The sequence below is a fragment of the Streptococcus mitis genome, from assembly GCF_002860865.1.
In the GTDB taxonomy this organism is placed as follows: Bacteria; Bacillota; Bacilli; order Lactobacillales; family Streptococcaceae; genus Streptococcus; species Streptococcus mitis_AT.
In genome coordinates this window covers 1-18963 of record NZ_PKIE01000008.1, presented here as the reverse complement: position 1 = coordinate 18963, position 18963 = coordinate 1, and the positions used below count along the sequence as shown (strand labels likewise).

Below are 18963 nucleotides of genomic sequence, written 5' to 3'. Positions count from 1 at the left end.
ACTCTTCGAAAATCTCTTCAAACCACGTCAGCGTCGCCTTCCCGTAGGTATATGTAACTGACTTCGTCAGTCTTATCTACTACCTCAAAACGGTGTTTTGAGCTGACTTCGTCAGTTCTATCTACAACCTCAAAGCAGTGCTTTGAGCAACCTGAGGCTTGCTTCCTAGTTTACTTTTTGATTTTCATTGAGTAGCAAATCTGACAAGAACCAAAAAACACCCCTCTGAATGTTCATTCCAGAGAGATGTTCCTTTTGTCTTAGCTATTATAAATCGACTGTCTAAAGTCATCTGAATCTTTGAGGTAAGCTTTATAAATCGCTTTTTTCAGTTTTTGAACGGGTGTTTCGATAAAGGTATAGGTGCGAGCAGTTGTATTGCCTGCCTTAATCTGTTTCAACTCCTCTTGGACAGCTTTCTGCATCAAGTCACTTAACTTCTGACTTGTCAGCCTTACTTCCTGACCTTCATATTGGATTGTCAAAGCTTTCAATTGATCAATCTTAGCTACCCTTTCCTTAAACTGTGCTTTTTTAAACTCAGCATAACTCTTACCATTCAAAACTTTATTGAAAATGTAAGTATCAGACAAAGGCTTGTTTTCAGCCTCTGCTTCTTCTTTAAACTGATTTGACACATAAGGAACAAATCCTTCATAGTAGCCCAAAGTAGCCATCAATTCAAAGGCTTGTTTTCTAAAGGTGATGTCCCCACTCATACCAGAGTCATTTTGACTAACACCATAAATGGTATCAAACATATCAACAGTATAGTAACCATTTGCTGCAATTTTACCTTTATCTGAAAAACCAGCAATGATATAACGATTGACCAGGATATGATTGTCAATCAAACTATCAATATCTGTCAATTTTTTGGCATCTTCTAAGGTCAGAGCTTGAATCTCCTCACTCTTATGAGTTGGTTTAACTGCTGGATTACGGTAATCTACCCAAGTTCTAGGACCTGTTGAAGGAATCGGCATTATTTTTTTGAAATAACTCATCTTGTCTTCTGCAGATAAGCCTTTACTTGCCTCAGCTTCTAGGTAATCTAGAGTATAAAGGACATCGAAACTTCCCTTCATGTAAGATTGCAAATCTTCTGCTGTTTTAAATCGATCAGGTGTTCTATTGTAAAATCCATTCTTATCACTCTCATCATATACAAAATTGAGATTGAAATAAGTATCCTTTTCTGGATTATAGGAGTTTTCAAAAATACCACGCGCATAAAACTCTGCTCCTGTGCCATCTCGACGACCGTGATTATTAAACAAGACCGTTCTATCTAGTAAGTGCGTCATTTCATGAGAATAAGTCGCTGAACCCCTATCATCTAAAACCCTATCTATAAAGTAACGGACACCTAATCCATTGGCCTCAGCTCCCACCTTACTTACTGGAGAATAGTAATTCATAGGAGTCATAAATTGGTCGACTCCCTTATCAGCTCCATTACCAGTAGCTGGTGACCAAGTGCTATCAATCTGGGCATTCAGATCACTTGTATATTTCTTCATCGTATCAATAATTAAACGATTTGTCAGCAACTTATCACGATTTTCTGGTTTTGTTATACGATAAAGAGTATCAACATAGTTGGCTTGTTGTACAGCCGCCTTTTCAATTAAAGACTTGACTCTAGCAAGCTCAGCCTGATACTTAGTTGGATTAGACTGGGCAAGAGAAGTATCTATATAGGAACCAATATTACCATAAGTAATCGTCGCCATATTACTAATCACGTAAACATTTGGTTCTTTCACATTCAAAAGTCCCAAAATAGCAGCCATATTAGCCTCTTGTTTACGAGGATCCTTTTCCCCAGCTGTCAACTTGCTATACAGCCCGACATGCGCTAAAGGATTTTCCTTAGATGGTTTTTCAACAATCATAGCTTGGCTAGATTTTTTAAGCCAGGTATCCGCATCATCTGACGTAAAGAGTTGGCGATTGCTGTCTAAAAATTCCTTCAAGCTAGCCTTATCTGTAATGGTAGATAAATACTTTGTAAATGTTTGAGGACTATTGGTCAATTTCATCTCTTCATAAGACATGGATCCTAATTTTTTCAAACTATCCAAGGCGGTCATTGTCTTATTGCCAAATGAGCTTGGATTAAAGGCCAGAATATCACGAATATTCGTGTCCCCAAATTGAATATTATAAAAACGATTGATATAAGACAGTCCCAACAAGATCTGCTCTTTGTATTGCTCCAGCTCTTGTTTGACCTTGCTGCGATTTTCAGGGGTATCTCCTATAATTCCCAATGTATGCGAGGCTATCTTTTTGAAACTTGACTCAGCTTGCGTCTTCATCTGATCAAAACTTTCTTGAATCGATAGTTTTTGAAGATACTCTGTGCGCAACATATCTTTGACTTCTTGGTCGGTGATATTTGGGTGTGTTTTTCTGAGCGCAATTCTCTTTGTTATAATATCTCGAGGATCATAGACAGGCTCCAACTGTTCTTTTAGTTTACTGTCATGTAAGAAGTCTACTGACCTCGCGCTTGTGGTCAGAGCAGACACATCCACAGCATCTTCTCTCTCACTATTAGCTGGAAGCAAGTGTGGTTTATCCTCCTGACTACCAACTAAAACAACTCTCGGTTTCATTGGCTTTGTTATTTGACTCACTTCTTGAGGATTAACCAATTCACCAGTTTGTTCATTGATAGCGTATGTTCTGGTAAGTGTATTCTCACCAACTTCTCCTTCAGAGACTACCTTTTCTATATTTTTAGCAAGTAAAGAATCCTCTCTTCGCTCCTCAATAACAGCAATCGGTTGTATTACTTTTTCCACATTACCAACTTGAATCACTTTATCGACTGCTGGATTTACTTGTCTAGTAGTGTCAGATACCGTCACCTGACCTGTTGCCTTGTCTAGTTGATAAGTCGTCCTAGTTTCCACCGAACCATCATGCCCTGCAACCGCTACTTCCTGTCGTCTGAACTCCAAAGCAGGATTCACTTGGTAAATCGTTTTATGAGATAGGACAGTAGTTTCAACACTCGGTTTAGTTCCAACTTCTACAACTTGATCAACTTTGTTAACTACTATTTTGACAGTTTTATGCTCAGAAATATTTCCACTTGCTTGATCTTTAGTATAGGTAGTAGTAACTTGTTCTTGTCCCTCAACACTCGGAATTTTTACTCTTGTAACGCCGTGGTCTAGTTCCTCATTCTTTTCATAAACGGTTTCATAAGGAACAGCTTTGGTCTCCACTTTGGTCTGAGGAAGTTGAGTGTCTTCTTTGTACTCTGGGAGAGCCTCCTGTATCTCAGGCTCACCGGAAACGCCACCTTCATAAGACGGAAGAGACGACTCTACCGAAGGCTCACCGGAAACACCGCCTTCATAAGACGGAAGCGCTGGTTCTACCAAGGATTCGCCAGAAACACCACCTTCATAAGAGGGAAGGGTCGGTTCCACCAAGGATTCGCCAGAAACACCACCTTCATAAGACGGAAGGGACGGTTCCACCAAGGACTCGCCGAAAACACCGCCCTCATAAGAGGGAAGAGACGGCTCTACCGAAGGCTCACCGGAAACACCACCCTCATAAGAGGGAAGGGACGGTTCCACCAAGGATGCACCGGAAACACCGCCTTCATAAGACGGAAGCACTGGTTCTACCAAGGATTCGCCGGAAACACCACCTTCATAAGATGGAAGGGACGGCTCCACCAAGGATTCACCGGAAACACCGCCTTCATAAGACGGAAGAGACGGCTCTACCGAAGGCTCACCGGAAACACCGCCTTCATAAGACGGAAGCGCTGGTTCTACCAAGGACTCACCGGAAACACCGCCTTCATAAGATGGAAGGGACGGTTCCACCAAGGATTCGCCGGAAACACCGCCCTCATAAGACGGAAGAGGTGGTTGGACTTCCGGGGCTAGGCTTATACCATTTTCTTGAAGTTCCTTCTCTTTTGCCCCGACCAAAATCACCTGAGCAACTGGTTCACGAAGCACTTCTCTCCCTACTTCATTTCGCGTAACCACACCATCGACAACCCTTACTTCTGTTAAGATTCGTTCTTGTCCCTTGGCACCTTCTATAGAAATTCTTTTTTCTCCCTTAGCCAGAGTTGGGTCAGACTGAAATTGAGTTTCAAACTCTATCTCCCCTATCCTAACTTCCAGTTCTGGCTTGTCTTCAATAACAGTTTTCATTCCTTCATCTGGTACTTTTTTAGACTCAATATTCATACTTTTTTCAGAAGTTGGATTTAAAACAGGCTCAACTGCGTAAGATGGTTGAGGAGATTGCACAAGATCTTTAGTCGAACTAAAATGAGATGTAGTCTGTGGTACAATCTTCTTAGATTGAGGTTCTGAACTTTCCTCCTTTTGAGATAATGCTGGCGACTCTACCTTATCAACAGAAAGTTCCTTACTAGCACTATCTCTTACCAAATAATATCCCGTAAATTCATATCCTTGAACTGTTTCAGGACTTGGTAAAAACTGACCTTCTACTCTCTTAACAAGGACTGGTTGCAATTCTACCAGATTTTCTAAAGCAGAGATGGATGCTCCCAAGCCACCAACAGCAAAGGCTGTCACAAGGAAGTAAGACGCTCCCTTTTTTCTCTTGATTAAAGTGAAGGAAAGCAATAATAATCCTGCTCCCAAGATAAACATCCCATCATTAGAAAACAGACCTGTTTCTGGTAATCTTGTAGCCAATTTTCGATAGATAAAGTAGTATTCTTTTCCCTCTTTTACCTCAATCTTATTTTCTTCAAACCATTGCAACTCAGATTTTAGCTTTTCAGATAAATCCTGCTCATCCAAATAATGACTTGAAATTAGTGTTGAACTCGTTTCTGTAGCCTGTGCAGGTTGAGCACCCATACCAGCAAAAAATAAACTCGTTCCTAGCAAGACCGAACAAGCTCCTATTGTATATTTCCTCAAAGAAAAACGCTGCTTTCTCTCAAATTGAAATTCTTTCATCCCATATCCTATCATTCATTATTACTGTATATTTAGTATATCAGAAATAGTTTGTATTCACAAATCTTTCTAGTTATTCCCTTATCATTCCAAGTTAAGGGGGACAACATACAATAATTTTTATTTAATACTCTTCAAAAATCAAATTCAAACCACGTCAGCTTCGCCTTACCGTACTCAAGTACAGCCTGCGGCTAGCTTCCTAGTTTGCTCTTTGATTTTCATTGAGTATAAATGTATATCAATGTTCTTTGCTTTTCTTAACAAATGCAATGCAAAAAGAGCCTGTTGCCAAGCTCTTTAGTCTATTATTTCTTCTCAGCACGGAGGGCTGACAAGATTTGTGTACGGATATCATCAACACCATTTGGCGTATTTGGTAAAAAGATAGTCTGGTTTCCTTTAGAGGCAAAGGTATTCAAGGTATCCAAATACTGGTTGGTCAAGAGGATGGACATGATTTGTTCTTCTGTCATGCCAACATTTGCTTCCTTGAGTTCTGTGATAGACTCTGCCAATCCATCCACAATCGCCTTACGCTGTTGGGCAATCCCCACACCATGAAGGCGGTCTTTTTCTGCTTCGGCTTCAGCTGCAGTGACGATTTTAATCTTATCGGCTTCCGCCAATTCTTGCGCTGCGACCCGCTTACGTTGCGCCGCATTGATTTCATTCATGGATTGCTTGACTTCTGCATCTGGTTCGACCTTGGTAATCAAGGTTTTCACGATAATGTAGCCGTAGGTTGTCATTTCTTCCGCCACTTGGTGTTGAACCTCAAGGGCAATCTCATCTTTTTTCTCAAACAGTTCGTCCAAGGTTAATTTGGGAACGGAAGAGCGAAGGGCATCTTCGATATAAGATTTAATCTGAGATTCTGGACGCATGAGTTTATAGTAGGCATCTGTTACGCTCTGCTCATTGACACGGTACTGGGTCGCTACATTCATCATAACGAACACATTGTCCTTGGTCTTGGTCTCAACCACAATATCGCTTTGCAACAAGCGCAACTGAATCCGCGCTGCAATCGAGTCAATTCCAAAAGGCAAGCGAATATGAATACCGCTATTGGCAACCTTTTGATATTTCCCAAAGCGTTCAATAATCGCCACCGACTGCTGACGAACCACATAAACTGTACTCAGTGTGACTATCACCAATAGGAGCACACAAACCACCACAAAAATCATCAAAAATGTTGCCATTATCGTGACCTCCATTATTATTTTTCCTGTATTATAGCACATTTAAAGAAGGCTGTGTAATTTTTACTGCGATTTTTCCTGAAATGTCAATAATTAGAGGTGAAACTACATTTCAAGTTAGTAATCGCTTTTTTCATTACATTAACTTCTATAAAATCTACATCAATAGTCAGGGAATAACTTGCCTTAACTTTTCTCTCGTGCTATACTATTTATTGAAATGAATGAATAGGAGATATTTCATGAAAACAGCAAAAACTACTGTTACAATCCTTTCTACACTTGCTTCTGTCGTCTTATTGGCTAGTTGTGCAACAAAGTCTACAGAAACACAGACAAACAATAATAGCTCATCTGATAATCAGATTACATTGACATATGACCAACTACGGTCAAGAGAAAACACTATGTCAACTCTTTGGTATCAAAAATCAGCTGAAACTAAAGCTTTATACATACAGGGTTATAACGTTGCAACAAATCACCTAAAGGAATTGCTCAAAACAGAATCAGACAAACCTTACTCTATCGTTTTAGACTTGGATGAAACTGTCCTAGATAATAGCCCTTATCAAGTACAAAATGTCAAAGATGGTACAGCATTCACACCCGAAAATTGGGATGTTTGGGTTCAAAAAGCTGCAGCAAAAGCCGTCCCAGGTGCCAAGGATTTTCTTCAGTTTGCTGATCAAAACGGTGTCCAAATCTACTATATTTCTGACCGCTCAGCTAATCAAGTAGATGCTACTATTAAAAATCTTGAAAGTGAAGGAATTCCTGTTCAAGGACGTGATCATCTCATGTTCTTAGAAAGTGGTGTAAAATCCAAAGAAGGTCGTCGCCAAAAAGTTCAAGAAAAAACAAATCTTATCTTATTATTTGGTGATAACCTCGTAGACTTTGCAGATTTTTCTAAGACTTCTGAATCTGACCGTAATAAACAACTTGAAGAATTGCAAAAAGAATTCGGTGAAAAATTCATCATCTTCCCAAATCCAATGTACGGATCATGGGAATCAGCTGTATACGGTGGTAACAAACTAGATGCTAAAGGTCAAGTAGAAGAACGACAAAAAGCCTTGCAAGGTTTTGATAAATAAAACAAATAAGCTGATTCTACATAAAATTAGGCTAACTTACAATCTTCAAAAAGTGGATAGGAGGGAATTCTGATAATCAGAAAACTTTCCTATCCACTTTTATAATTAATATAACATCAAGCTTTTATACATCTGATACTATACGTTTTTTGATTTTAACGATTTTTTGCCTATCCCCTATACTTCAAGAATTAAGCAATCTTGATGATCTAAATGTAGTGTGGTATACTATTTTTGTCATCGGTTACCGATTACGTTCCTATGGGTTCGTGAGAGGAGGTGAAACTAATGAGCCTTATCATAGAGCTCGCTCTTACTATTATAGCGGATGTCATAGCAGGAATTATCTTGTATTTCGTCTGCAGATGGCTAGATAGTAAGGACTAGACCGAGTGACTAGCCTATCAGCACCCGTTAAATCGCTAAGATACGTCAAAAAAGCCCTTAACTATGGCAGTAGTTAGGGGCTTTGGTGTTCTAATGAACCTTATCAATTAACTACATTCTAGCATATAAACCCCGATATTTCAAGAGTTTTATTTATTGTTTAAAGTTCTGAAAGATCTATAATGAAATTAGCCATCTAGTATCCAAAAACCGACTAGCTCCTATGAACTAGTCGGTTTCTCATCAATGCGCCAACATTTCTTGGGCGATTTCTTGTCCAGATAGGTTATCTGGGTAGTAGGTTGGCCAGTTGTCCATTTCTTCAAAGAGGGCTTCTTGGCTTGTTCCTCCAAAGAAGATATGGAAATGTTCTGCCTTAACTGGGGCGATATTGTGGTCACTAAACTGAACATACTTGAATTGTCCAGCGTCCGCATCTGTCGCTTCAAAGAGGAAGCGAACACCACGATTGCCTTTCTTATAAGTCAATATTTTCTTACCGACATACTTGTAAGTGTATTTCTTACTTTGTCCACCTTGAACAAATTCCATAGTGTTATCAGTAATGTTAATCTTAGTCACATCTGTCTGATAGCCTTTTGTATAATAAGCCTTGTACTCAGCCTGGGTCATCTTACCAGTCAACTTAGCCTTGTAGTCAAAGACTTGATCAAACGTGCCATCTTCAAGGAAAGGATAAACTGATTGCCAGTTACCTACATAGTCACTCAAGGTGCGGTCCTTGACGTCTGCATCCTCAAAGTAACCATTTTGGACTGTCTTGGTATCCTCTGCCTTTTCAGGCTCGATTGCTGGACCTTCTTGGTCTGTTGTTTGTTTTAAAGCTTTGAGGTTTTTCTCCATGATAGAGATGTAATTTTCTCCCGCCTTGGTATCTTCTTCTGTCAGACTTTCTAAAGGATTGAGAACATCTGTTTTGACACCTGCTTCTTTTGAAAGTGTGTTAGCAAGGGCTTGTGAAGCATTTTCTTCAAAGTAGATATAGGCGATTTTATTTTTCTTGACGTACTCTGTCAATTCTGCCAGACGTGCAGCTGATGGCTCTGCATCTGGAGAGAGGCCTGAGATTGCGACTTGCTTGAGTCCATAGTCCAAGGCAAGGTAGTTAAAGGCTGCGTGTTGCGTTACAAAGCTCTTTTGTTTGGCTTGAGACAAGCCTTCTGTATAAGCCTTATCCAAGGCTTGCAATTTTTCGATATAGGCAGCTGCATTCTTCTCAAAGGTCTCTTTTTTATCAGGATAATCTGCTGACAAGCTATCACGGATGTGCTCTACAAGTTTGATGGCACGGACTGGTGACAACCAAACATGGGGATCATACTCATGGTGATGACCTTCTTCTCCATGGTCATGGTCGCCCTCTTCTTCCTCGCCACCTGGCAAGAGCAACATATCACCTGTCGCCTTGATGGTTTTCACCTTTTTCTTATCCAAAGTATCTAGCAATTTAGGAACCCATGTTTCCATGTTTTCATTTTCATAAACGAAGGTATCTGCGTCTTGGATTTTGGCAACTGCCTTGGCAGACGGTTCGTATTCATGGGGTTCTGTACCAGCACCGATGAGGAGTTCTACATTAGCAGTATCTCCTGCGACTTGCTTGGTAAATTCATAGACTGGATAAAAGGTTGTCACGATATTTAATTTGCCATCTGCCTGCTTTTGATTGGAACAAGCCACTAAAAACAAGGCACATAAACTGGCTAGCAATAAGCTAATTTTTTTCACGTTAGTCTCCTATTTGATAAAACGTCTTACTAAACTAATCAGTAAAAAGACAGTTACAAAAATAATGGTAATACTTGCACTTGCAGGTGTTTCTGCATAGTAGGAAATGTAGAGTCCTGCCACCATTCCCAAAAATCCAATCGCACTGGCAAGCAACATAACCGATTTAAAGTTTTTCCCCAGACGAAGGGCAATACTAGCTGGCAAGACCATAATGGTCGACACCAGAAGAGCTCCTGCTGCAGGAATCATAAGAGCAATAGCCACCCCAGTCACCATATTAAAAAGAATAGACATGGTACGAACTGGCAAGCCATCCACAAAGGCCGTATCCTCATCAAAGGTCAAGATATACATAGGACGAAGGAAGAGGAAGGTCAAAATCAAAACAACCGCTGCAATGACAAAAAGGGAAATAACCTGCTCTTCGCTGATAGTCACGATCGAACCAAAAAGATACTGGTCCAAACTCATTGAGCTAGAGCTTTTACCCTTGCTCATGACAATCAGAGAAACAGCCAGTCCTGTTGACATGAGGATAGCTGTCCCGATTTCCATAAAGCTCTTGTAAACCGTACGGAGATACTCCAGAAAGACCGCCGCAATCAAGACAATAGCAATAGTTGAAATAGTCGGAGAAATCCCTAGGACCAGACCAAAAGCTACACCCGAAAGCGAGACGTGGCTAAGGGTATCGCTCATCAAACTCTGACGGCGCAAGATTAGGAAGGTTCCCAATACTGGCGAGAAAAGACTCATGGCAATAACAGCCAGAAAGGCACGCTGCATAAAGTCATAAGATAATAAACTAAGCATGGCCCACCTCCTGATCATTCTCATGAACGTTGAAACAACGCCATGGCGAATCTTGGTTACGAACTAGATGAATATTGCGGTCCGCATAGTCCTTAACTTCTTCAGGGTCATGAGTAATCATCAAAACAGCCTTGCCATGATGATGGGCGCTGTGGTGCATTAGTTCGTAAAATTCGTTTTTACTTCCTGCATCCATCCCCGTTGTCGGCTCATCTAGGATAAACACATCTGGATCCGAAGCAAACATACGCGCAATCACCGCTCGCTGCTTTTGTCCTCCAGATAGAGACCCCAAGCGTTTGTCTCGGTGTTCCCACATACCAACTGAGTCCAAACTAGCCTTGATATGCTCCTCATCATGAGCATTCAAACGACGGAACCAACCCTTTCGTGGATAGCGACCGGACTTGACAAATTCATAAACCGTACTTGGAAAACCAGCATTAAAACTGGCAATCTGTTGAGGAAGGTAGGCTATTCTCAATTTCTTACCCTGCGTATTTGTCTTTGAAATGGTTACCTTACCAATGCGTGGCTGGAGAATTCCAAGACTGGCCTTAATCAGTGTCGTCTTAGCTGCCCCATTTTCACCTGTCAAGGTAACAAACTCCCCACTATCAACACTATAATTGATATGTTCAAGAACAGGCTCCTTATCATAATAGAAGGATAAATCCTCTACCGTAATATATCTCATTATTTGATTTCTCCTACTAAAGCAGTCAAAAACCGCTGGATCACTTTTTGTTCATTTGGAGTAAACTGAGTCGCCACTTGTTCATAGGTTAAAAGCGTATGCTCATGGTGATGGTGGTGCTCCTCAGCAATTGGACGAGCCAAATCAGTCAACTGATAAAAAATCACACGCGCATCCTTAGGATCTTTAGATGTTTCCAACATCCCTTCCTTGACCAAAGACTTAATGGCCTTGGTAACTGCCGCCTGACTGACATTGAGACGACGAGCCAACTCTGAATTTGTTAAAGATTCCTCCGACAAGAGCATGAGGATATGCTCCTGGGTATTGGTCAGAGCTACCTCGCTAGTACAATGACCTATTAGGATTTCATGCTGATTTTCCGCCTGCAAAATCACCTCATTCAAAAAGCCATCGATATCCTTCGCTAGCTGTCTCATATCTGACTCCTTTCCTTTTAGACTTCTCTTTTTTAAGAGAAAAATACTATTCTTTGACATTTTGTTTACCAGTTAATTATATCACAAGCAAAAAAAGAGTCAAGAAAAAACGTGAAAACTAGTTTCATTCTTGAACTCTTCTATATTATCTATTGAAATTCTTTGACATCTCCATCATAAGTCGCCCAATCTTTGCTGAAAAAGCGCTCATTCAGATGGTACGTCGGAGCTGGTGTGGGATTGGATAGGAAAGGATCAACTGCCTTGTCAAAAGCCAACCAACCCAACCAACCAAGATGAATGGTGTCCTTCATAAAGAAAGGCTCCCCGCCGTCCTTAGAAAAATCTGCTATATTGGTAAAACCTTGACTTTCTAACTGGTAGCGAATCTTCTGCACCGTTTGTTGGTACATTTCCTCTCGTAGACCAGCATAGTCCATCCATTTTTTATTAACAGGTGGAATGATAAAAATCGGGTTGACCTTAGATTTAGAAAACTGTGTTAAAACCAACTGCAAGTCATTATACTCTGGCGACTTGAGATAGGTAAAGCTTTTCTGAGAGTCCTTTAATTTCTTCAAATCCTTCTTGATCTGCGTATTATAGAAATAATTTTCCATTCCCAGATCATTATTGGAAGTATTCTTTTCAGCATCTGCTTTAACAATATCTTCTATAGCTTGATAAGAAAACTGGTCTGGCAAGGTCTTTAAATACTTAACTACATGCTTATCATAATTGACATAGCCTCTAACTGAAAACTGACCAAAAAAGGAAGCTTGGCGTTCACTAAACCGAGCCAATAATTCAATCATTTCATTGTCTGCCGTCGACAATTCTTCTTTACTTGCCAACTTCTGAACCAAATCCTTCATAGCTACGTTTGGGAACTGCTGTAGTAAGCGAGTCGCCGCATATTGGCTAGCCTTATCTCCAGATTGATGTTCCAGAAAACTGGTCAACTGGTCTCCATTAAAATACTGCTGAAAAGCTGCTGGCTCATAGCCATATTTACTGAACCACTGAGGTGAGATAACATACACAACTTGTTTATTCTCTAGCTGTGGCAACATCTGTTGCATTCCAAAATACTGGTTAAGCGATGCAGCTCCCCTCTGTCCTAAAAGATAAGGGCGGTAGGAGCGATTGTATTTCTCAGCTAATACCGCAGGATGAGCACCGTCAAAACGAAGCCATTCACTAGAGCCAAAGAAGGGAACAAAACGCATATTTGGATCAGATAGTGCTCTGACTTTTTGACTTCGCTCCTTAAAACTATCGATAGTAGTAGCCACCGCTGAACGCTTTTCAGCTCCTAGATTATGACGCATCTCAGTAGGATAAAAGAAAATGAGCAGAAAAACCAACAAACCAGCTATCAAGACCGGTCCGAAGATCATCCATAAGCGTTTAAGCATTTTGTAGCTCCACAATACCAGCTATGATTTTATTAGCTGTATTCCAGTCATCCCGACCAAACTCTGTTACAGGGACACGAATGTCAAAACGGTTCTCAATCTCCACAATCAACTCAACCGTTCCCATACTATCCAAGACACCTGAGTCAAAAAGATCTTCATCCATCATGTCAGAAACATCTTCCATAAACAACTCATCAATAATTTCGATAACTTCTGATTTGATATCCATATTTTATTTCCTTTTATTTTTTAAACCATAAATCATTCAAGAATCCAGAAAAGATTAAGAATGACAGCATGACGACATGGAAGGTGACAACCATGCCAAGCAACTGAATCCAGCGATTCTCAGGTAGAGCAGCTTTCCCTGCTTTTTTCCGTTCCTTATTGAGTGTTTTTTTCTTACGAACCCAAGCGTCATTGATGACCAGTCCAATCCCATGAAAGAGTCCATAGGCGATATAGTACCAGGTCACGCCATGCCAAAATCCCATGATTAGCATATTTACAATGTAGGCCATGCTTGAGGTTACATTGCGATTCTTAAAGACCTTCTTTCTGGTCAATACCATGACCATTCGCATAAAGACAAAGTCACGGAACCAGAAAGATAGACTCATGTGCCAACGATTCCAAAACTCTTTTAAATCCCTTGATAAAAAAGGTTTGTTAAAGTTGATGGGGCTACGGATTCCCATTAAGTTTGAGATGGCTAAGGCAAACATAGAGTAACCTGCAAAGTCAAAGAAGAGCTCAAGACCAAAGGTATACATGACCGCTAAAGCATAGAGATTAAAGAAACCACCTGACTGCAAGGCTAAATTCTTCAAAGGAGGCAACAAGGTTTCTCCTAAAACGTGAGCTAGGATAAACTTGTACAAAAAGCCCCACATGATATAGCGAACAGATTCATCCAGCATATCCATCAACTCATCTCGCTCAGGAATGGTCTGATAATTTTCATTAAAACGCTTAAAGCGATCGATTGGGCCACTTGAAAAAGTCGGCATAAAGAGAAGGAAACGGAGGAATTCCCAGAGGGTAAAATCCTTAATCACTCCATCTCTCAGCTCGATGATAATCCCAACCGAACGAAAGGTCAGATAAGAAATTCCCAAAAATCCAAGCAAAGACTGCGTTCCATTGATAGCTGGCTGCACCTTGACAAAGATAATCGGAAGTAGGGACAGAAAACTAACTAAGTAGAAGACCCACTTGCCATCCTTACTTTTTCGATAATGCTTGTAGAAAAGCAGGAGCAATATTTCCCAGCAAAGGTAAATACCCAAGGCAGCCAATTGATTGGTCTTCCCACCTACCAACATGGTGACGATAAAGAAGAGACTAACCAACACTTCATACCAGGCAAAGCGTTTCTTGAAAAAGAGACCGATAAAGATGGGCAAGGTTGCAGCAATCACATAGACAAAATACTGAGGATTACCGTATGGCTCTAAATGAGGAAGCTGTTGAAAGAACTCCATCATCTCTTATTCACCTCGTTAATCAATCCTTTGATGTCAATTTTTCCATTTGGAGTCAGTGGCAAACTGTCTCGATAAAGGAATTTAGACGGCATCATGTAGGACATCATGATGTCTGTCAGGTCTTCCTTGATAGCCTTGGTAATATCAATATCTCGCTCAAACTGCTCACGAACACCGTCTTTCAAGATGACATAAGCCAATAGATTTTGCACCTTGTGGTCTTTATTATAACGTGGCACAGCTACAGCAGACTCGATAAAGCGAGACTTATTGAGGTTTTGAGAGACATCTTCTAACTCAATGCGGTAACCGTTGAACTTAATCTGGAAGTCCATGCGTCCGCCGTAGAGAAGCAAGCCTTCATCTGTCATAGTTCCCACATCTCCTGTATGGTAGGCTGGTAGACCTTCAAACTCAAAGAAGGCTTCTGCCGTTTTTTCAGGATTGTTCATATAGCCTTTTGAAACAGCTGGCCCTGACACAATGATTTCTCCCTGTTCACCATTTGGCAGTTTATTTCCTTCCTCGTCAATGATAAAGGTTGGAGAATCAGTCTTGGTATAGCCGATTGGTAGACGTTTGAGAGTCGCTAACATCTCGTCTGTCACGGCAACAGCTGACAAGGCTACTGTCGCTTCTGTTGGACCGTAGGCATTGATAATACGGGCATGTGGGAAACGTTCACGTAGTTTTTGAGCCGTTTTGACCGTCAATTCTTCACCATCAAAGTAGAAATGCGTGATACCAGGCATTTTCTCGCTATTAAAGTCTTCAGACAACATGGCCATATCCGCAAAAGAAGGCGTTGAAGTCCAGATAGCGATTGGCAATGAGAAGATGGTTGCAAAAAGTCGCTTAAAGTCCTGAGTAATAGCTGAAGGAAGAGCGAAAAGCGTACCACCCAGTGCCAAGGTCGGTGCCCAGTACATGACAGACAGGTCAAAAGAATAAGGTGGCTGAGCCAGCATTTGCGGACGACTTAGCGTCGCAAATTCCTTGTCCGTAATCATCCAATTGGTAAAGCTGAGGAGATTATCATGTGAAATCTGCACTCCCTTTGGCTTACCAGTCGTACCAGAAGTAAAGATGATGTAGTAGTTATCATCTCCCTTGACTGGATGCGTGATCTCATAGCTAGTCCCTTGAGCAAAGGCTTCTTGAACCTGAGCTAGAGTCATCATTGGCGTAGAAACCTGCTCCAATGGAAAGTCTGAGATGGCAATAATCAAGCTTGGCTCCGCTACTTCTAAAATAGCTGAAACTCGCTCCAAAGCCGAATGGCTATCAATTGGAATGTAGGCATGACCTGACTTAGTCAGCGCTACAAAAGTTGCCAACATTTCATATTCTTGGCCACCAAAAACAACCACAGGAGACTTCTCAGGCAAACCTAGTTGGTCAATGGCTGCAGCTAAACTATCCGAATCAGCCTTCAAATCTCCATAAGTGTGTTCCTGCCCCAAAACATTATAAACAGGATAGCTAGGCTGTGTCTGAGCAAAATGCTCAATGGTTTCAATCATATCTACTATTGGTTTATTTGACATAATAAGGATTCTCCTTCAAGTTAAAATTCATTATAGATAAAGCTTCCTTGACCCTGACCAAGATAGCTAAAAAAGTAAAGTAGCCCTAGAAAGATAATAAAATACAAGGCTGTCCGACCAAGAAAGAGGTACAATTCTTTTCTCTGTTTCATCAAGAAAAACCATTCATTTCTGTAATTTTCGCTAAAATAAAATCAATTTCTTACTAATTTATTTTTCTGCTATTATACCACTTTATAGACTAGTTTTTCAATTGTTTACCCGTCTATTTTCACTACGTTTCAGTAACATTAATTTGTTCCATATGATTCTTTCTAATGATAGCTTGAATGCTTTTCAGTATAGATTATATGGGGGCTACAACAAAGTAGGCTCCATACTACCTATAGAGGATTTCTCCACTATAAATATTATAGAGCCCTATCTTATGTCTCACTTTATCGGTGCAGTTCCCTTTATCTAGAGATTTTTATAGTATGTAATCCTAGAATTCACTATAGATAAATTCTTGAATGTTCGAAAAATCGGTCACAAAACAATAAATCACGATGCTTAAGATAACCGTATAGAAAAATAGCGTCCACAAGATTAAACGGTGTGTGTTAGTTATCTTGGTTTGCAAATTTGTAAAGTTCTTTTTCAACTTCCATCCATCCTTTCACTCCAACGTGCATCACGTCAAATAAAAAGTAATTATCATACTCTCTGTTTCCATAATTTAATACCTTTGCACCATGACTTTTTGCGACATCTTCTATTTTTTTATAAGTTTTCTCTCGCATCTCTCTTGAGACACCTGTGTAGTCATTCCATTTCCCATTTACTGGAAAAATAATGACTTCAACTTCAATTCCCAATTCCTTGGCAACTGTCAAGAAAAGTTCCATATCTGAATACTCTGGTGACTCCAGATAGCTCAAATCTTTATTAGAATCTTTCAAAGATACATAGCGATCTTTTAAGTAGGTATTGTAGTAATTATTATCAACAGCATAGTCATTGTTATCTGTTTTCTTTTTGACCTCTTCTACAAACTGATCCGTCAGTTTCTCCCAATCATAGTCTGGAGTTTTATCTCCTGATAAGGGATAATCTGATTTCTCATGATTTTCATAAAATTTTCGTTTGAGCTTAAAAGAATATATCACGTTATCTAACTCTAATAGTTTTTTATCAACAATGGTTCCTTTCCCATCTATGAAATAACTTTTGTATTTTTTGTAGATGTCATTTTGTTGCTTGTTCCCCTTGGTAATCTCAATAATGCGATTGATTAGTTTTTCTTTTGTTTCCTTACTAATCTTGTCATTATCTAGCATGTGGAAAATATGTTCTTGAGAAGCCTTGTTCAAAAATGCATCTTGATGGGTTCCATCTTTTTCAAACCACTGAACAGACTCTACTATAGCCACTCTTCTCTTACTCATAGATCCCTCAATAGAGCCTAAGGTTGTTGCCTGAATGATATTTTGGGAATAACTAGTCCCAATCTGCATTATATTAAAATCGTTATAGTTAAAAATTCTATTAGGATGATAATCTTCATCCTTTGTCGCAACCAACTCAGATGATCCCAATAAAACCAGTGTGTTGGGAGTGATATTACTTGTCAGAATATCTCTACTTTTATATTTTTCATACGAAGTGCTATAGCGAATACTGTTATCCTTAACTGTATAATAATCATCAATCTTCTTGATATATGTCACATTTAAAAGGGCAAGCGTCGCAATTACGAGCACAAGCGATAACAAAAATGCTTTTAATTTAATCATCTCGTTTCATCCTATCTCTTCGATCCATCCGATTTCTTTTCTATATCCTATCTCTTTAAAATCGTAAGTAAAATTTTATAGGGTTCACCTGAAAAGATAAAGAAACCAATCATAACCAAGTTCATAGTCACAAACCAACTTAGTAGCTTATACCAATTTTTGTTTTTATTTTTCTTATAAAAACTGCTTTTCTTTTGATACACTTCAAATCCAGCCATCAAGACACCATGATAAAAACCATAAACAATGTAACTTATACTGAGACCATGCCAAAAACCCATGACCAACATATTGACCATATAGGCGTAGGTTGCATTGTGTAGTCTATTTTTAAACCATTTTTTCCTGATGGCCTGCATCAATACTCTTGAAAATACAAAATCCCTCAGCCAAGTCGACAAGGTGATATGCCATCTGGTCCAGAAATCCTTGATATCAACACTCAAGAAAGGTTTGTTAAAGTTCATCGGTGTCTGAATACCTAAAATATTACTACTTCCAACGGCCATTAGACTATAGCCTGCAAAGTCGAAGAACAGATACAAGGTATAGAGGTACATATACTTGATTGAGTAAACGACTGTGCCAGTATTATTTAGAGTGAGTAACATCTGGTAAACATAGGTTGATAAAACAACCTTGTAGAGAAGGCCTAGAACGATACGATAAATACCGTCCCCAGCTAACTCCAGATACTCTTTCCGAGGCATGACCTCGTTTATCTCTTTTAAAAATCTCCTACTCCGATCAATCGGACCAGCACTAACTGTTGGGAAAAAGAGCAAAAACTGTAGATAATCTTTTACACTGATTTTTTCTTTGATCAAGCCATCCGATATTTCTAGCATGATCTGAATGGTCTTAAAGGACATGTAAGAAATTCCAATAAAGGCCAACAAATGCAGAGAAGTCAGGGCAAAGACTTTATTAATCACCAAAGGAAAAATAGAAAGGAAAACCAGAGGTTTCAGCCGCTTTGTTTCTATCCTCTGTGCTATGAAAACCAGAAAATATTGATAAATTACAAAGGAGATTAAATAGACAATCATTGCTCTACTCTTACCATAAATAGCTACTGCAAATAAGAGGGAGAGCGTCAAAATATAGTAGTCCTTACGTTTTTCAAAAAAGTTTACTACAAAACCAATCAATAAAACTACAAACAAAAGAAGGAAAAACTCATTCCCCTCGAAATAATTCATACCCGTCAAACAATGTCATTAAGTTAGTGATCTAACTCTTTAAATAGGAGATAGGATTGAGAACATCAAAGTGATTCTCTATCCTATCTTCTATTTTTTTGCATGACAAATAAAGGTTTTTTCACCCTATTTTTTGAGATTTATGTTACTCT

At 39.6% G+C, this 18963-nt stretch carries 14 protein-coding genes; 1 reads left to right on the top strand and 13 read right to left on the bottom strand.

Annotated features, from left to right (window positions below):
- Positions 1 to 260: 260 nt before the first annotated feature.
- Complete coding sequence (locus tag CYK18_RS09345) at positions 261 to 4982, bottom strand: ZmpA/ZmpB/ZmpC family metallo-endopeptidase (RefSeq protein WP_101786291.1); 4722 nt, start codon at positions 4980 to 4982, stop codon at positions 261 to 263.
- A gap of 308 nt (positions 4983 to 5290) precedes the next feature.
- Positions 5291 to 6175 (bottom strand): SPFH domain-containing protein, encoded by an 885-nt coding sequence (locus CYK18_RS09335; RefSeq protein ID WP_004235732.1) that lies wholly within the window; start codon positions 6173 to 6175, stop codon positions 5291 to 5293.
- 257 nt (positions 6176 to 6432) lie between these two features.
- On the opposite strand from CYK18_RS09335, the gene CYK18_RS09330 reads away from it, so the two are divergent.
- On the top strand, positions 6433 to 7290 hold the full coding sequence (locus CYK18_RS09330) for a 5'-nucleotidase, lipoprotein e(P4) family (protein ID WP_101786290.1): 858 nt from the start codon (positions 6433 to 6435) through the stop codon (positions 7288 to 7290).
- 630 nt (positions 7291 to 7920) lie between these two features.
- On the opposite strand, the gene adcA is transcribed toward CYK18_RS09330, so the two are convergent.
- The 11 genes from adcA to dltB (CYK18_RS09275) all read right to left on the bottom strand — a co-directional run bounded on the left by adcA (position 7921) and on the right by dltB (CYK18_RS09275) (position 18811).
- Positions 7921 to 9426: a zinc ABC transporter substrate-binding lipoprotein AdcA gene (gene adcA / locus CYK18_RS09325; RefSeq protein ID WP_101786289.1), complete on the bottom strand. Its 1506-nt coding sequence runs from the start codon at positions 9424 to 9426 to the stop codon at positions 7921 to 7923.
- A 9-nt stretch (positions 9427 to 9435) separates the two neighbouring features.
- Positions 9436 to 10242, bottom strand: coding sequence for a metal ABC transporter permease (locus tag CYK18_RS09320; RefSeq protein ID WP_000950030.1), 807 nt, complete (start codon positions 10240 to 10242; stop codon positions 9436 to 9438).
- Complete coding sequence (locus CYK18_RS09315) at positions 10235 to 10939, bottom strand: metal ABC transporter ATP-binding protein (protein ID WP_001269496.1); 705 nt, start codon at positions 10937 to 10939, stop codon at positions 10235 to 10237. The genes CYK18_RS09320 and CYK18_RS09315 overlap by 8 nt, the downstream gene beginning before the upstream one ends.
- Positions 10939 to 11379 (bottom strand): zinc-dependent transcriptional regulator AdcR, encoded by a 441-nt coding sequence (gene adcR / locus CYK18_RS09310; RefSeq protein WP_001249314.1) that lies wholly within the window; start codon positions 11377 to 11379, stop codon positions 10939 to 10941. Before adcR ends, CYK18_RS09315 begins: the two co-directional genes overlap by 1 nt.
- A gap of 149 nt (positions 11380 to 11528) precedes the next feature.
- The gene (gene dltD, locus CYK18_RS09305; protein ID WP_101786287.1) at positions 11529 to 12797 is read right to left on the bottom strand and encodes a D-alanyl-lipoteichoic acid biosynthesis protein DltD; all 1269 of its coding nucleotides are present in this window, start codon (positions 12795 to 12797) and stop codon (positions 11529 to 11531) included.
- Positions 12790 to 13029, bottom strand: a complete 240-nt coding sequence (gene dltC, locus CYK18_RS09300; RefSeq protein ID WP_101786285.1) for a D-alanine--poly(phosphoribitol) ligase subunit DltC — start codon at positions 13027 to 13029, stop codon at positions 12790 to 12792. The genes dltD (CYK18_RS09305) and dltC overlap by 8 nt, the downstream gene beginning before the upstream one ends.
- Before the next feature lie 13 nt (positions 13030 to 13042).
- Positions 13043 to 14287, bottom strand: a complete 1245-nt coding sequence (dltB, locus tag CYK18_RS09295) for a D-alanyl-lipoteichoic acid biosynthesis protein DltB (protein WP_101786283.1) — start codon at positions 14285 to 14287, stop codon at positions 13043 to 13045.
- Entirely contained in the window at positions 14284 to 15834 is a 1551-nt protein-coding gene (gene dltA / locus CYK18_RS09290) for a D-alanine--poly(phosphoribitol) ligase subunit DltA (protein ID WP_101786281.1), read from the bottom strand. Before dltA ends, dltB (CYK18_RS09295) begins: the two co-directional genes overlap by 4 nt.
- 20 nt (positions 15835 to 15854) lie before the next feature.
- The gene (locus CYK18_RS09285) at positions 15855 to 15986 is read right to left on the bottom strand and encodes a teichoic acid D-Ala incorporation-associated protein DltX (protein WP_000813664.1); all 132 of its coding nucleotides are present in this window, start codon (positions 15984 to 15986) and stop codon (positions 15855 to 15857) included.
- Positions 15987 to 16436: 450 nt separating this feature from the next.
- Complete coding sequence (gene dltD / locus CYK18_RS09280) at positions 16437 to 17609, bottom strand: D-alanyl-lipoteichoic acid biosynthesis protein DltD (protein WP_084928025.1); 1173 nt, start codon at positions 17607 to 17609, stop codon at positions 16437 to 16439.
- Between the two features lie 47 nt (positions 17610 to 17656).
- Positions 17657 to 18811 carry a D-alanyl-lipoteichoic acid biosynthesis protein DltB gene (dltB, locus tag CYK18_RS09275; protein WP_084928026.1) on the bottom strand — a complete coding sequence of 385 codons (1155 nt, stop codon included), beginning with the start codon at positions 18809 to 18811 and terminating at the stop codon, positions 17657 to 17659.
- Positions 18812 to 18963: the final 152 nt, after the last annotated feature.